Raw genomic sequence first — 17210 nt, 5'->3', positions numbered from 1 at the left:
GATTATTCCAGTAACATTCAGGGTGTCGCCGCTTGCCATTTTCACCTGATATCCCTGACCAAGAGCGAGAGTATCTAATAGTGTGATTGAGTATTGAGGATAATAGACCAAACCGATTTGGTTTTTTACCAAAACCGTGTTTCCGACAATTTCTGAAAAAACTGAATCAATATTGTTTTCGTAAGGTTCAATGTATGTTGAGAAAATGCTCCAGCCAGCTGGCAAAGAAATTGGCTGTGTTCCTGCATAAATGCACGAGCCATTGTTAAAATCGGCATTTGGGTTGTAGTTCAGTGCAAGTGTATCGTTGCAGCCTCCCATTCCAAGAACAAAATTAGTGCAATAGGTTTCGGAACAACCAACTCCATAATTATTATTTGCGGTTACACATATTTCATAAAATCCATAATCTGCATAGGTATGTTCATCGAACAAACCTCCTCCATAGCCGCCATCGCCAAATGACCATGAGAAAGGATAATCCGACCAATAATTATTTGCTTCAACACTTATTGTCATACTATCCCATGGAACTATGAAAATACCATAAATGCCTGAATTTACTTCACATTCCGGTGCTTCTACAGTTATAGTAAAACTATTGCTATAATTTATACAAGTTGGATCATTCAGGTCCCAATATGAATATGAAACAGTATAATTTCCTGCTACAGTGTACATTCCTGAAACTTCCCAGTCGTTGTACAAGGTGTCGATATCGCCGTTGCCCCAGTTCCATGCCAAACCGTAATCATAAGTAGGTTCATTCATAACATCATCTGCAAATGCATCATAATACCAACCTCCGGAATACGGCACAGCAATTTCGTATAAATCAATTCCAAAATTACTGTAACATTCAAGATCAATTTCTTTTTCAACTATCAGAATGCAATTAGAATCTGCTTTGTGAGAAATTTTGCAAGTTACATCATATTGTATTGTTGAAGGAAAAGTATGATCAATAAGATACTGATTTTCAATAGTTGTACCATCGCCAAGATTCCATAAAATATTGTAATTTACAGTATCTACATTCGGTAAAAGTTCAAAAATTGCATGTTTCCAAACATTTTCATAAATCTCAATTTCGGCAGACTGGATGCAGGGAACACTATCGACATTTATAATTTTTTGAATTTGCTGGTTGCAATTGCTGTCGGGCAAATAAACTACTGAAAGTATGATGGTTTTATAACCATATGAATTATAAAAATGCACAGGATTGTTTTGGTTTGTGAGGTTCGTAGAATCTCCAAAATCCCAAATAATTTGATAATCTATAGTATCCAGAAAGTATGATGTCTCTAATGAAACATTAAAACTATCTCTTTGCATCGAAAAATCTAAATTGTCTAAAAAACAAGAAGTAATGATCGTATCATAAATATTTAAAAAACACAGACTATCATTTTTGTCCTGAATATTCAAAACAATAGAAAAGGTATCAATCGCCTGATAATTGTATTGGATAGAAGTTGTTTGATAAAATTCTGTACCATCGCCCATTTGCCAGCTTAGAAAATATTGTGAGGTGTCAATCGAATAAGGAAAATATGATTCAATAAAAACTTCAGTTGAATTAACATATGTATTCAAATATAAATTAGGAATATTGCAATTATTTGATTCACTTTCCTCAAACAATGCCACAAAAACATCAAGTTCTCCTACACTTGTAATCGTAGTTGAATCTATAGCCATGCTATTTTGAAAATATCCAGCTATCACAATTTTTTCATCCATTGAAACATCAATGCTATTTGACAAATCGTCAGATGTTCCGCCATAGCTATTTGCCCACAGAAAATCTCCAAAAGGATCATATTTTGCAAGGAAAATATCAGTGCCACCATTCGAAATAAGGCTATGTATAGGAAAATTTAAAGTATCGTTAAAACGTCCTGTGATATAGACTCCTCCATTCATGCTAACTGCAACTCCATATGCTTGATCATCATCGCTTCCACAGGCACTTTCTGCCCATTGCCACTGCCCTGTAGAATCTAAGCAAGCAAGAAATATATCATATCCACCACAACTTTCAAGCTGGTAGATACCGAAATTTACAGTTCCTTCAAAAAATCCGGTTACAAAGCAGTTTCCAAAGTCATCAGTTACAATATCTCTTCCGTAATCGTTACCTGAACCACCGGCTTTTTCTACCCACAAAACATTTCCAAGGCTATCTAATTTGCTGACATAAATATCCCTGTTTCCCGAGGAACTCAGACTTAAACTGTCAAAGTATGCAGTACTCATAAAAGCTCCTGTAAGAAAAATATTTCCGAAACTGTCATCAACCATAGCATAACAAACGTCTGTATTTGATCCGCCCATATTTTTTATCCATTCAACATTTCCATTTGCAGAATAGCTTGAAACAAAAATATCGTAGTAACCAGTAGTTTGCAATGTTATGCCATTTCCGAACCCTATGGGAGATACATTAAAATGTCCGGCTGCTATTAAGCGATCTGAATAGTTCGAACTTAAATTAGCCAGAAAAATTTGATTCATACCGGAGCTATTATTTGCAATATTATTTAACCACAACGGATTAGCTTCTTCATCAAGCTTGCCAATTATCAAATTATTATATGAACCATAATAGTTGGTATCGCCCACCCAAACGGCATTCCTGCAAAATCCTCCAAAATAGACCTCATTTTCCGCAGAAACGCAGATTGAAGTATATTTATCATCGAAATAGCTTTTAATAGTTTGAGCACATTTAAAGTTTAAGCAAGAGTCAAAACCAATATAAAAAGCATCAGAAGTGTTATAATTAACAAGCATTTGTAAAACTGTGTCAGTTAAGTCTATTGGTTGCTCATATGTTCCTGAAATATAAATATTTCCACTGTTATCAAATCTAACTTCCTGCACAGTTTCATCTAATGGGCTCCCAAAACTTTTCAGAATTTTCAGTTCCTGACCTTGAATATTGATTGAAAGACTGATTATGATAATTAAAATATATAGAATACTTGTTTTCATAGCTTAAAACATTGTTAATTTACAATTTTCGCTTTTCTTATTTTCAGCAAAAATAGAATCGAAATTGTTTTCTAAAGGTTCGAGGTAAGTGGAGAAGATGCCCCAGCCGTCTTGAAGTGGGATTTGATGGTTCATGATTGTTCTGATAAGACTTGTCTCATATGAATTACTTATTTGTGTCTAAATGATAGTCACCTATTGTAACTAATCCTCCTTTGTTAATAATTTCCAAATGTAAAACAAAAAATAGTTGATGTCAAGTTTTTCGTGCTTAGTTTTTCTGAAAACTTAAATAAAACAAGTCTTGAGACTAATTATTCATATCTCGGATCAGACTTAATTGGCATTTTAGCAAGTTTTTCTACTGTAATGCTTGGGAAATCAAATTCGTGTGTAATTTCTCCTAAAATTAAATACATACCATTTCCCCGAAAGGGATAGTTTTTTAGTGAGTCTGGAAAGTGAACTGTATCAAAAAATTCTCCTTGTACATCAATGAAGGTAGCAAAGTGCATTATTTCCCTTTTTTTTGTGTAAACATATTTGATTGTAACTAATTGTCCTAACATTTTGACTTTTTTGCCAATACTTTCGGCTAATTGGCTGGAGTTAATTTCACCTCGAAATTTAGTTTTTAATAAATCGAAATACGAAACACTCACTGGAAATCCTATATATTCTATTTCATCGTAGGCATCTTCCAAAATATTATATTCTAATATAGGAAGTTCAAATTTTTTCTCTTCGGTATAAAACAGCAAGCCGGGTTTTATTCCTGAACCCTTTTTGTTTAGCAAAAAATGAACCTCCCACAAGAGTTGGGTTTTGTTGTGTTTTGTAAATCGGAAAGAGCCAATTTTAATGAGAATAATTATTTGTTCGAGCGAGCATGATACTCTTTTCAAAAAATCTTTTAGTCCTATGAAATCGCCATTTGTTTTTCGTTCTTTTTCAATTGCTTTACCTATTTTATATTCTAAATTGGCAATATGCACAAAACCAATATAGATATTTTTTTCGATGATTGTAGTGGAATAATTACTGTTATTCACACATGGAAGATTTATTTCGGCACCCCAACGCTTGGCTTCATTGAAATATACCCAAGTTCTGTAAAATCCGCCATGATTATTTATCACAGCTACCATAAATTCTATAGGGAAATATGCTTTCAAAAATAGACTCTGGTAACTCTCAACAGCATAGGATGCCGAATGTGCTTTTGAAAACGAATATCCCGCAAATGATTCTATTTGTCGCCACACCTCTTTTGTGATATCGTAGGAATATCCTCGCATTTTGCAGTTTGCAAAAAACTTATCAACAATTAATTGAAATTCTTTTTTCGAACGAGATTTTCCGCTCATAGCCCTTCGCAGAACATCTGCATCTGCCAAATCTAATCCTGCAAAGTGATGGCATATTTTCAGAACATCTTCTTGATAAACCATAACTCCATAAGTTTCAGATAGTTGTTCTTTCATCACAGGATGGATATATTCAAAACTATTTGGTTTATGAAATCTTTGAATATATTCACGCATCATGCCTGAACGAGCGACACCTGGACGAATAATTGAGCTTGCAGCAACAAGGCTCAAATAATTATCGCATCTAAGTTTTTTCAACAATCCACGCATGGCAGGGCTTTCAACGTAAAAACAACCATTCGTTTCGCCCGTCTGTAAGAGCTTTTTTATTTTTGGATCTTTTTTAAATTTTTCAACTTGGTGTACATCAATGTCAATTCCTTGGTTTTGGTGTACTATTTCTACACTTTCGCGAATATGGCCAATACCTCTCTGGCTTAAAATATCAAGTTTTTCAAAGCCAATATCTTCGGCTACATACATGTCCCATTGTGTTGTAGGATAACCTTTTGGAGGCATGTCAACTGCTGTGTAATAGGAGAGGGGTTTTTCAGAAATGATAATACCTCCGGCGTGAATACTTCTAATATTTGGAAAGTTTGCCATTTGTTTTCCAATATTAAAAATGTTTTGAGTGTATTCGTTCTGATTTATTGGATTATCGGGATTTTCGACCAAACTATCAATTTCTTGTTTTGGAAGACCATATACTTTTCCGAGTTCACGAAGTATAGATTTCGACTTAAAAGTTGTTGTTACCCCTAACAGAGCAGTGTGTTCTAAACCATATTTGTCGAAAATATATTTCGTAACATTATTACGATCTTTCCATGAATAATCTATGTCGAAATCGGGCGGACTTGTTCGTTTAGGATTGATAAATCGTTCGAAATATAAATCTAATTCAATAGGATCTACATCGGTAATTTTCAGGCAATAAGCAACAATACTATTTGCACCGCTTCCTCTACCTACATGGTAAAATCCTTTCGACATAGAAAAACGTATAATATCCCATGTGATAAGAAAATATGCTGAAAATCCGAGCATGTCGATTATTTTCAATTCATGATTGATGCGGTTTTTTGCGAGCTCATTTTTTTCACCATAACGATATTTCATTCCATTTAAAGTTTGTTTTTTTAAAAGAATTTTGTCGTTATAAACACTATCTGTATAGGTTTTTTTGTTTCGTGATCTATTGAAATCAAATTCAAAAGAACAATTATCCATGAGATTTTCAGTATTTCTGATTATGTCAGGATAGTTTTTGAAGTGATTTAATAAAATGCTTTGTGGTAGAATTTGGTCTTGTGGATGAGCAATGTGTTCTGGCAAAAGCTGGCTCAAAAGAATATTGTTGTCGATTGCTCGAAGGTGCGAGTGGACCTGGAAATCTTGCTCATTACAAAAATTAACTGTTTGTTTTATAATAAGTTTCGATTGATGCTTTTTTAGCTCCGATGAAAAAAGTTTATTAGTTTCGTTTGCTTGAATTCCGATAAACTCATTTTCTTTCAACTCTTTTACTACTTTTTTCCCAAATGGGTAAATTATGAAAGCATTATCAAAAAATGGAGCTACATGAGGAAGTTTCTTTTTTTGAAAATTATGGTAACTCAAAAATTCGTTAAGCTCTCGGAAACCTTCATTGTTTTTTGCGATGCCAAAATATAGATGCTCATTAGAATTCCTAAATTCTATTCCTGCTATTGGCTTAATTTTTTTTTCGTAACAGGTTTTTACAAAGTCAATTATGCCCATCGAGTTATTTATATCTGTAAGGGCAAGACTGTCAATTTTGTTTTCTATTGCTTCATCAACAAGCTTTTCTATCGACATGGTTCCATATCGCAAACTGTAGTATGAATGGCAATTTAGATACAAAAAAATATGAATTATTTCCCGTAGTTATTGGGAATAAATTATGAATTATTATTCGTTGTTAGCTTTTGTTTCAAATTCCTTAATTATTTCTTCAAGGCTTTTTCCAAGGTTTTTTAATGAAGCTTTAGCATCTTTTGTTAAAATATGATCAGGATTTTTTTCGATAAATGCTTCATACAATTTCTTTGCTTTTTCATTGTCATTCAATTGATTTTCAAAAATAAAAGCTTGTAAAAAAATGCAAGTCGGAGCCTTTTCAAAAGTTGGGTATTGGTTCGAAACTTTATTAAAGTATGAGATTGCAGGTTTCGACATATTTAAATTCATTGCAATTTCGCCCGCTTTGAATAAGTATTCTGCTGAGTTTTTATCATCCTTGTGGTTTTCTGAAAATAAAGAATATGATAGCATAAGTTTATTTGCAAGTTCAATATCTATTTTTTTCAGGCTATCTGAATAAATGGTTTCTTCAAGTTTAGTGATATTTTCAATATCAATCTCTTTCTGCGATTTTTGATTACAGGATAGCATCAAGAATGCAATTATGGACAGTATTTGGAGTGAGTATTTCATATTTAATCAATTTTAAATTATTAATAAGCAAAAATAAATTATTTCCTGTTCGGGAATTTCATTTTATAATCAGTACTAACTTTCCCTTTTGAAATTGAAGCAAGTTTTCCTTTCAAAATTCTTTTTTTAAGTGGTTGTAACCTATCGGTCAATACGTATCCCTCAAGGTGGTCATATTCATGCTGAATAATCCTGGCTTTAATTCCTTCGTAAATTTCTTCTTTTAAGTCCCAATTCTCATCATAATATTCAATTCTAATTTTGGGTTTTCTTTTCACCTCTTCTCTTATTCCGGGCAAACTTAAACAACCTTCGTTGTATGCCCACGGCTCGCCTTTCTCCTCAAGAATTATAGGATTAATAAATACCTTACTGAAACCTTCCAGTGTTTCGTCTTCTTTCGATAGTGGGCTTGCATCTACAACAAAAAGCCTGATGCCTAAATTAACTTGCGGAGCTGCTAATCCTACTCCGTCTGCATGTATCATGGTTTCCTTCAAGTTCTTAATGAGAGAATCCAAATTTGGATAATTCTCTTCAATCTCAACTGTGGTCTCTCGAAGAACTTTTGAACCATAAGCTACTATTGGTAATATCATCAATAAATTATTTATTTTAAAACTGCGACAAAGATAAAAATTTTAGTACTTGAATTAGTTCTATTTTTTTCTGTAATCAATCTTGTTTTAAATAATAGAATTATCTTTGACTAAAAGTTTAATTTTAAAAATGGATTATGAAAAAGAATAGATATTTAAATTTGGTTGCAATTTTATTATTGTCAATACTTTTTTCTCGTTGCGAAAAAGCTCAAGATCTTATATCTGCAAAGATGGAAGCAAAAATTGATGGTGTAGAATGGAAATCTATTACTCGTGCTACAAATTTGGTTAATAATTATTTCTTGATAGTTGGGACTTCCTCTGCGGGTGAAATTATAGAAATTACAATTCTTGGAAATAGCGAAGGAACATACAATTTGGATTTGTCAAATTTTGAATTTTCAGCCATTTATAAACCAAACATTAGTAGTACTACCGAAAATTATGTTGCAAGTAGTGGTACTATAGAATTAAGCGAACTTGATACTGATAATAAAAAAATTAGCGGAACTTTTCAATTTGATGCTTATAAAAATCTCACCGAAAAAATCTCAATTACTGAGGGAACTTTTGAAAATCTGAATTATATTATTGGAAGCAAGTAGGCTATTTTTATTGTAAATATTTGATTCAATTATTTTCTAAGTCCCGGTAAAAATGCACATTTATTTCGACAATGCGGCTTCTACAAAAGTTGATGAAGAAGTGTTGAAGCTGATGTATGAGCTTCAAAAAACAAATTTTGGAAATCCTTCATCTATTCATCATTTTGGTAGAAATGCAAAATCTTTGATCGAAAAGTCGCGGCGCACTATTGCTAATTATTTTAGTGCTGCTCCTTCCGAAATATTTTTTACTTCCGGCGGTACCGAAGCAATAAATATGGCAATTTCAGCTTGTGTAAATTCATTAAAAATAACTAAAGTAATTACTTCAAAATTAGAGCATCAAGCTGTTTTGCAATGCCTTGAATCCTATGAAAAGATGGGATTAATTGAATTAAACTATTTGAATTTTGACGAAAAAGCTAATCTGAATTTCGACGAACTTAACGAATTTTTGAGCAAAAATCCGAATTCTCTCGTTGCTTTAATGCACCTAAACAATGAAATTTCAAACCTTTTACCAATAAAAAAGGTTAGTAAAATTTGCAAAAAGCATAAGGCAATATTCTTGTCAGATACAGTTCAATCTATTGGACATTACCAATTAAATTTGGAAACCATAGAAATTGATTTTATTGTTGGCTCTGCCCATAAGTTCCATGGGCCGAAAGGAGTTGGCTTTATTTATGTCAATAATAATATGAATATAAAGCCATTAATTATTGGTGGTGCTCAGGAACGAAATATGCGTGCCGGCACAGAAAATGTAATTGGAATTGCAGGAATGGCAAAAGCTCTGGAAATTGCATATGAAGATTTTGAAAAAAATGCAAAATATATCAGCGGACTTAAAAACTATTTTGTAGAAAGGATTAAAAAAGAATTTCTTGATTGTAGCTTTCTTGGCGAAAGTGAGGAGAAAGGAGCATTTACAATCTTAAATGTAGTTTTTCCGAAAACAGAAAAATCTGAAATGCTTATGATAAATCTTGATATTGATGGCATTGCAGTTTCCGAAGGTAGTGCATGCACATCGGGCTCAAGCGTTCGTTCACATGTTGTTGAAGCACTCGGGCTCGATGAAAATAAACAAGCATTAAGATTTTCTTTTAGCAAATTCAATACTATGGAGGAGATTGATATTTGCATAGACTCCTTGAAAAAATATCTTTCAGCTTAAAAAAATCACTTTTATTTTCACAAACTTACAACTCAATAATCATATCTAAGCTGTGGCGAATAACTGAAAATATTAATTATAACAGTAGTGTCTCTCGGATATTGAATTTTAGAAATATCAAACTTAATTTCTTCGCTCGTATCTCGTTCGCAAGTTTCATTTATTGCCTCATGTTTTATATATAGAGCAGCTTTTACCGGTAAACTTTTCGCATACATTCCGTTGAAAACCACATCGAAATTGTGTTGCCCGCACCCTCCTTTATATGCTACTGAAATCGAAAGAATCTCATCATTGATTCGGGCATTTTTTATTTTATAGTCAATCTCATCGTACGACATGCGGAATTGTTGGTCGAGAATAAGTTCTTTCACAGCTACTGTCTTTGAATTTTCATTATCTGGAATTTCTTCTGAAGCTTGCTTTTTTATTACTGAACAGTTTGTTGATAAAAGTAGAAATACAACTATTTGACCTATAAGGGCTTTTGACATATTTTTTTTCATAACATTCACAATATTTAAAACCTACAAATATAATCAGAGAATAGTATAAAACAGAAGTTAGATATAAAATTTATTTTAACAATAAAAAGACAAGAGACTTTGAAAATAGAAAATGAGTGCCGAAAGGCTTTCAATTAGCCGGATATACCAAAGTATCCGCACTAATCATCTTCACCTGATAGCCTTTACCAGGAAGCATATTGCCTATGTTATTGAAGTTGAATTGAGGCCAATAAATGTTGCCGGAATCGTCTTTAACGATCTCTGTGTTTGATTCTATGGATGAAAACATTTGCAAAATATTTGCAGACGATTGCCGCAGATAGCCAATGGTGTTCCAGCCTTCTGTGAGCAAAATTGGTGAGTTTTGAGGCTGGCAAATTATTCCAGTAACATTTAGAATTGCCCCATTTGCCATTTTTACCAGATAACCCTGACCTAGTGCTATCGTATCTAGTGAAATTATAGAATACAGTGGATAATAAATTAAACCCATTTGGTTTTTTACCAATATTGTGTTTCCTACTATTTCCTGAAAAATGCTATCTATATTGTTTTCAAATGGCTCAATGTATGTCGAGAAAATGCTCCAGCCAAGTGACAATGATATTGATTGTGTATCAGCATAAATGCAAGAACCATTATTGAAATCTGCGTTTGGGTTGTAATTAAGTGCAAGCGTATCATTGCAGCCTCCTATACCAAGAGTAAAATTATAATAAGAAGTTTCGGAACAGCCCACACCCCAATTATTCGTGGTTGTCAAGCAAATTGTATAAACTCCATAATCTGAATATGTATGCCATTCTTCAGAACCTCCTCCTGATGATCCATCACCAAAATTCCAATAAAATGAATATTCCATTTGAGGTGCACCAGCTTGAACTGCAACTGTCATACTATCGAAAGGCCATAAAGATACATTGCCTATACCACCTGCTACCGAGCAATCCGGTTCTTCAACAGTTATGGTAAAGTCTCCAGCATCTCCATGACATGTAGAATCTTCCAAGTCCCATACATAAAAAGAGATTTCATAGTTTCCAGCAACATCATAATAGCAACTCCAATCCCAGTCGTTTACTAAACTATCTACATCTCCGTTACCACAATCACAAACAAAAGCATAACTATTTGGTGGCTCGTCATAAACTATGTCTGCCCAAACGTGATATTCCCATCCTCCAGGCCATTCATCTGTGGTTTCCCAATAATCAAAGCCTATCTCATCGTAACAATCAAGATCTATCTCTTTTTCGACAGTAATAACACAATTAGAATCTGCAATATGTGATATCTGGCAAGTTAAATAAGTAATATAATTATAAGGGAAAATATGATCTATTAGGTTTTGATCATAAACTATGGTTCCATATTCAAGGTCCCACAATATCTGATAATTTATAGTATCGACATTTGGTATTAGTTCAAAAATTGCATGTTTGTCAATATTTTCATGAATAACAATTTCGGGAGTTGTAATACATGGAAGGTTATCAATATTGAGAATTTTCTGTATTTGTATATTACAAGTACTATCCGGCAAATATGTTGCAGAAAGTGTGATAGATTTATAGCCATAGGAATTGTAGTAATGGACAGGATTGTTTAGGTTTGTAATGCTTGTTGAATCTCCAACATCCCAAACAATCTGAAACTGATTTGTGTCAATAAAATATGAAGTTTCGAACACAACATTATTGTTATTCATTTGCATGGAAAAATCGAGATTATCTAAAAAACAATTAGTTATCACTGTTTCAAACAAGTTTATAAAACAGAGACTATCATTATTATATTCAATATATAAGATAGTATTGAAAGTATCAATTGCCTGATAATCATATTCAACAGAAGTAGTTTGGTAAAATTCTGTACCATCGCCCATATTCCAGGTGATTGAATATTGGGAAGTATCTAATGAGTACGAGGTCTCCAATGATACAGAAGTGTTATTTATCTGTTTTGATATTTGTAGCTCATCTAAGATACACATAGTTATTACTGTTTCATAGAAATCCTTAAAACAAAGGCTGTCGTTTTTATCTACAATATGTAATGATATGTAGAAAGTATCAATTGCCTGATAATCATACACAATAGAAGTAGTTTGGTAAAATTCTGTACCGTCCCCCATTTGCCATGTTAAGAAATATTGAGAAGTATCATATTGAAATGAAGTAGATAAAGAAATTTCAGTGTAATTATTAATAATATTTATATAAGAATTTGGAACATTGCAAGCTATTGTATCTAAAAAACTTGCCACAAAAATATCTTTGCCACCATTGCTTGTTGTTGTAATAGTGTCTATTGTCATAGTGTTTTGGAAGTAGCCTGTTATAATAATTGTATCATTCTCGGTTATGTAGACATTGTAAGCTCCGTCATCGGCACTGCCACCATAAGATTGGGCTGCAAGGAAACCTCCAGCCAAATCATATTTCGCCAGAAAAATATCTGTACCACCATTCGAAATTAGATTTTGTCCTGCAAAACTTAAACTGTTTTCGAACCTCCCGGTGATGAATAGTTCATTTTGTGAGTTTAACGAAATTCCAAAAGCATAGTCGTTACCAGTATTCCCTACACTTTCAGCCCACTGCCATTGCCCCGATGAACTGCAACAAGCAATAAAGTAATCGTATCCACCATTGCTTGCTATTGTTTGACTACCAAAAGTTGTAGTGCCTTGAAAATAGCCTGTAATATAAGAATTACCTGAGATATCATTGATAAAGCCTTTTGAATAGCAATTGTTATTAGAAGATGAACCGCTAACCCATTGAATATTACCGCTATAATCCATTTTCATAATAAAGGGTTTATAGTAACTACCGTCAGGTACAGAAAAGCCATTAATATGGTTTGCATATTTATAATATCCTGAAATAAATACAGCACCCTGATTATTGACAGTTATCCCTGTAAGTAAACACTGACTGGGACCACTACCACTAGCACTAATTCCATTAGCAAATTCTAAATTGCCATTTTTTGTAAATCTAGCAATAAATATATTGGTATTTCCTGAACCGGATAGGTTTAAAGTATCAATTAAAACACCACCATTTTCATAGTTTCCAATTAACCACACCTTACCGAAAGGATCTAATAATACCTTTGAGTTTGCAGTTGTTTTAGTTCCACAAACAACCTTTTCCCACAAACGATTTCCTTGTGGAGAGTATTTTATTAAAAATATTCCTTTTCCGGAATTTGGACTATTTCCACATGGATTATAAATCGTGGTATCAGCAAATTGCAATGAATCATTGAAAGTGCCAGTAACATAAGTACGACCAGTAGAATCAATAGCAATTCCTCTAGCAATGTCATCCTTCATGCTACCAATACTTTTTGTAAAAATATTTTGTCCACTGGTATCAAAACATGAAATAAAAATATCGTCAAAATTTGGATTCTGGCTGCTTAGTGTTTCACCAAAAATATTTGCAGTAGAATTAAAATTTCCTGTAAGATAATATCTCCCATCATCTTTATAGGCAATCTCTTTTCCATAATCGTCTCCTGTACCTCCCGAATGAAAAACATTAATAACATTTTGTGCAAAAGTGTTTTGAATACTATGCAAAAGCAATATTGTTATAAAAATGATTCTTATTAGAATAAATGATTTAGATTTTGTAATTATATTCTTCATAGCAGATATCTTGAAAAATTTATTAAAATGTCAAATATACATTTTTCTTATGGTATTATTAAGGTTTTGTAATTACAAACGACAAATCAATTTCAATTCCCCAAATAAACCAAAACATCAGAATTAATCATCTTCACCTGATAGCCTTTACCAGGAAGCATATTTCCTATGTTATTTATTGAGTATTGTGGCCAGAAAATATTGCCAAGTTCGTCTTTTACAATTTCGGTATTCGAAACTATGGCTGAAAATATTTGGGAAATATTTTCTGGGGTTTGTCGCAAATAGCCAATTATACTCCAGCCCGCTGCGAGTGAAATTGGTGAATTTGAGGGCTGGCAAATTATTCCTGTAACATTCAAAGTATCGCCGCTTGCCATTTTCACCTGATATCCCTGACCGAGAGCAAGAGTATCGAGAAGTGTGATTGAGTATTGAGGATAATAGACCAATCCAATTTGGTTTTTTACCAAAACTGTGTTTCCTACAATTTCCTTAAAAACACTATCTATATTATTTACTGTTGGTTCTATAAAAGTTGAAAAAATGCTCCAGCCGGCAGGTAGCGGAATTGCTTGTGTTCCTTGGTAAATGCAGGAACCATTATTAAAATCAGCATTTGGGTTATAATTTGTCGCAAGCGTATCGTTGCAGCCGGGTGTGCCGAGGGTGAAATATTCGCAGGTAGTTTCGGAGCAAGTTACACCCCATGGATTTGTGGTTGTCAGGCAAATTTGGTAAACTCCATAATCTGTATATGTATGTTCGTCTTCATCTCCACCTCCATAGCTATCATCGCCAAAATTCCAGCTATAATCCCAATCATTAGCACCGCCACCTTGAACAACTACCGTCATACTATCATAAGGATGTAAAAATATATTGCCAATATTACTGCTGACTGAGCAATCTGGTGGTTGAACAGTGATAGTAAAACTATTACTATAATTTATACAAATCGAATCATTCAGGTCCCAGTATGAATATGAAACTGTGTAATTTCCAGCTACATAGTAATTTTCTGCAACGTACCAGTCGTTATAAACAGTGTCGATATCACCATTTCCCCAATTCCAGGCCAAACCATAATCGTAGGTAGGTTCATCATAAACAAATTCAGCAAATACGTAATAATACCAACTTCCAATATACGATATTGCAATTTCGTATAAGTCGATTCCTAAATCATTATAACATTCAAGATCAACAGTTTTTGAATAAGTGTTTGAAGTACAAGTACTATCGGAATAAATTTGAGAAACTGTACAGTTTATTGTATATATTTGGTTAGAATAATATGTATAACTAATATAATTTGTTCCTGTAATAGTTGTTCCATTTCCCATATTCCATACAATATCGAATAAAGTACTATCGTGTATAATATCCTTTTGTAGTATTACATGTTTGTTGATATTACTAATTATTGAAAAATCTGCATCGATCGAACATGGAAGACTATCGACAAAAATTGTATGAATTGCTGAACTAAAGCATGTTGAATCTGTTTTTGAAATTACAGTAAGCTGAACAAAATATTCGCCGGTAGAATCATATAAATGAGAAACTGTATTATTTGCCTGAATGATTGTGCCATCACCAAAATCCCAGTAGATATCAACTACAGAAATATCAAAGTTTGTTAGAGTATAAAAATCTGCTGAAAATACATCTGCTGAATAATCGAAATTCACATCGTAACCACAAATTGTAGTATCCACAAAACTCGCCACAAAAATATCTTTCCCGCCATTGCTCGAAACTGTGATGGTGTCTATAGTCATTGCGTTTTGGAAATATCCGGTGAGGGCAATTGTGCCGTTTTCTGAAACATCAATTGAGTTTGCTCCATCGTCAGCAGTGCTACCGAATGATTCTGCCCAAAGGAAACCACCGAAAATATCGTATTTTGCAAAGAAAATATCGGTGCCGCCGTTCGATGTGATGCTTTGTCCTGTGAAGTTTATAGAGTTTTCGAACTTTCCAGTGATATAAACTCCGCCAAGCTCATTCATTGAAATTCCAAAAGCCTGATCGTCGCCAGTTCCACCGGCACTTACAACCCACTGCCACTGCCCGGAAGAATTGCAACAAGCTACAAAAATATCGTATCCACCATTGCTGGTAACCAACTGACTACCAAATGTTGCAGTTCCTTGGAAATAGCCGGTGATGTAGGAGTTGCCTGCACTGTCGGTTACTATGTCTCTGCCGTAATCGTGTTGTGAACCCCCTGCAGAGTTTGCCCATATTACATTTCCAAGGCTGTCGTGCTTTATTATAAAAATGTCATAATAAACATAAGATTGAGGCGAACTAGTTGCATTTATGGTAATTTGATTTAAATTTAGGACATCCGGAAATTCACCAATCATATAACTTGAGCCAAAATTATCAACAGAGATAGAATTTGCATATTCATAATCCATCCAACTACCTGAATTATATCTTGCCCCATTTTGATAGTTTAAAGCTGTATCAAAATTTAGAAATATAATGTCTGTCTTAGAATAATTGGCAATTGTTGGGAAAACATCATTTCCTAAGGTAAGAGATGCGGATATTGTACCACAAACAGCCATTTGCCCACTATTAATGAATATTCCATTTAGCAACAAATCATCAGAATAAAAGGCAATTGCATTTTTAAATTCTCCAGTTGTGGAATATCTGGCAATAAAACCATCACCAACCCAACCTCCTGAATAAGCTTGTAAAATAGTATCTTCAAAAACAAGATCATCTGTGAAGTTTCCAGAAATATAAACATCATTTTCTTCAGATTTGCAAATACTTAGTGCCTGATCATAATGATAATTAGAACCAGCTTTTTCAATCCAATTTACAATTCCATCATCATTATATTTCAGAAGAAAAATATCGGAATAAAACTCGTTAAGCGTTGTTAGTACCGAGTCATTAAATTGAACCGTACCAAAATATTTACCGGTAAGAAAAACATTTCCAGTTTCATCAATAGCTAAGTCTGTCCCACTGTTGTCTTTTGTGCCAGAACCTGTATTTAACCATTTAATGTTTGCCTGTGATAATATTTGGCTTGTAAATAATAATAAAATTACTATAGTTACGAATATATTTTTCATGGCTATTATTTTATGCAGTTAAGTTTAAAACTAATGCTTTTTGTAGGCGCTCTCAATAAACCAACATAGATTCCGGTTCTAAAATTTTTGGCATCAATTTTTATTTTATTATTCCCAGAAATACAATTTATTATTTGGTATGGTACAATGATTCTTCCATGTAAATCATAAATCTCTAATGAAACAGTTTCTTGAATTGGGCTGTAAAACTGAATATATGTTAAATTGGAAAATGGGTTTGGAAAGTAGGATATAAGTGAAAATTCTTGTGAATTGGGGATAATTTCAAAATCTGCAACAATTGCAATTTTATTTGGTTTATATTTTCCGTTTCCTTCCTCCCATTCATTAACTTTTAATGTATATTCTAAGTTCTCGCTTTTTTTCCATAATTTTATTTTAAGCTCTTCATTAATACTCAATCCTTCTTTTATTCCCAAAGAAGATCTAATATCGCCCCAAACAGTTATACCTAAGTTGTTTACACTATAAACAATTGCCCCGACTAATTCATCATTTTGAGTAAAAACTCCTATCTCATCTCCATTTTCTGGTATGATTGACCAAGTATGATGAGGAATACCTAACCTGATTAATTCATAAACTTTTTTTTCATAAACGTTTCTACAATTTTCATGCTCAAATATATTAACATTGATGAGTTTTAGTTAATTTTTTTATTCAATTTTAAATTTTACCGAATTTTATTTTGAATGATT

Annotated in this window: 10 protein-coding genes; 2 read left to right on the top strand and 8 right to left on the bottom strand. The window is 33.2% G+C overall.

Features of this window, described 5'->3' with window-relative positions; translation table 11 throughout:
• The 4 genes from HN894_13125 to def form a co-directional block, all read right to left on the bottom strand.
• On the bottom strand, window positions 1–3000 hold a 3000-nt coding region (locus tag HN894_13125; GenBank protein ID MBT7144263.1), incomplete at its 3' end, for a hypothetical protein.
• A 314-nt stretch (window positions 3001–3314) separates the two neighbouring features.
• Window positions 3315–6257 (bottom strand): DNA polymerase III subunit alpha, encoded by a 2943-nt coding sequence (locus HN894_13120; protein MBT7144262.1) that lies wholly within the window; start codon window positions 6255–6257, stop codon window positions 3315–3317.
• Between the two features lie 48 nt (window positions 6258–6305).
• Window positions 6306–6830 (bottom strand): tetratricopeptide repeat protein, encoded by a 525-nt coding sequence (locus HN894_13115; protein ID MBT7144261.1) that lies wholly within the window; start codon window positions 6828–6830, stop codon window positions 6306–6308.
• 38 nt (window positions 6831–6868) lie between these two features.
• On the bottom strand, window positions 6869–7429 hold the full coding sequence (def, locus tag HN894_13110; GenBank protein ID MBT7144260.1) for a peptide deformylase: 561 nt from the start codon (window positions 7427–7429) through the stop codon (window positions 6869–6871).
• 137 nt (window positions 7430–7566) lie between these two features.
• Between def and HN894_13105 the strand changes: the two genes are divergently transcribed.
• Window positions 7567–8037, top strand: coding sequence for a hypothetical protein (locus HN894_13105; GenBank protein ID MBT7144259.1), 471 nt, complete (start codon window positions 7567–7569; stop codon window positions 8035–8037).
• A 52-nt stretch (window positions 8038–8089) separates the two neighbouring features.
• A complete protein-coding gene (locus HN894_13100) occupies window positions 8090–9217 on the top strand; it encodes a cysteine desulfurase (GenBank protein MBT7144258.1) in 1128 nt (375 codons plus the stop codon).
• A 32-nt stretch (window positions 9218–9249) separates the two neighbouring features.
• Here HN894_13100 and HN894_13095 read toward each other — a convergent pair whose 3' ends face one another.
• The 4 genes from HN894_13095 to HN894_13080 form a co-directional block, all read right to left on the bottom strand.
• Entirely contained in the window at window positions 9250–9723 is a 474-nt protein-coding gene (locus HN894_13095; protein MBT7144257.1) for a hypothetical protein, read from the bottom strand.
• A gap of 130 nt (window positions 9724–9853) precedes the next feature.
• Complete coding sequence (locus HN894_13090; GenBank protein ID MBT7144256.1) at window positions 9854–13387, bottom strand: PKD domain-containing protein; 3534 nt, start codon at window positions 13385–13387, stop codon at window positions 9854–9856.
• Between the two features lie 92 nt (window positions 13388–13479).
• The gene (locus HN894_13085; GenBank protein ID MBT7144255.1) at window positions 13480–16491 is read right to left on the bottom strand and encodes a PKD domain-containing protein; all 3012 of its coding nucleotides are present in this window, start codon (window positions 16489–16491) and stop codon (window positions 13480–13482) included.
• A gap of 5 nt (window positions 16492–16496) precedes the next feature.
• Window positions 16497–16931: a T9SS type A sorting domain-containing protein gene (locus tag HN894_13080; GenBank protein ID MBT7144254.1), complete on the bottom strand. Its 435-nt coding sequence runs from the start codon at window positions 16929–16931 to the stop codon at window positions 16497–16499.
• Between the last annotated feature and the right edge of the window lie 279 nt (window positions 16932–17210).

The organism is Bacteroidota bacterium, from assembly GCA_018692315.1.
Classification (GTDB): Bacteria; Bacteroidota; Bacteroidia; order Bacteroidales; family JABHKC01; genus JABHKC01.
The sequence above is the reverse complement of the archived record's forward strand: the minus strand, read 5'-3'. Positions and strand labels throughout refer to the sequence as shown.

Coding starts and splice junctions, on each gene's coding strand:
- HN894_13115 (MBT7144261.1), bottom strand. CDS start 6,830: ATGAAATACTCACTCCAAATACTGTCCATAATTGCATTCTTGATGCTA.
- def (MBT7144260.1), bottom strand. CDS start 7,429: ATGATATTACCAATAGTAGCTTATGGTTCAAAAGTTCTTCGAGAGACC.
- HN894_13105 (MBT7144259.1), top strand. CDS start 7,567: ATGAAAAAGAATAGATATTTAAATTTGGTTGCAATTTTATTATTGTCA.
- HN894_13100 (MBT7144258.1), top strand. CDS start 8,090: ATGCACATTTATTTCGACAATGCGGCTTCTACAAAAGTTGATGAAGAA.
- HN894_13095 (MBT7144257.1), bottom strand. CDS start 9,723: ATGAAAAAAAATATGTCAAAAGCCCTTATAGGTCAAATAGTTGTATTT.
- HN894_13090 (MBT7144256.1), bottom strand. CDS start 13,387: ATGAAGAATATAATTACAAAATCTAAATCATTTATTCTAATAAGAATC.
- HN894_13085 (MBT7144255.1), bottom strand. CDS start 16,491: ATGAAAAATATATTCGTAACTATAGTAATTTTATTATTATTTACAAGC.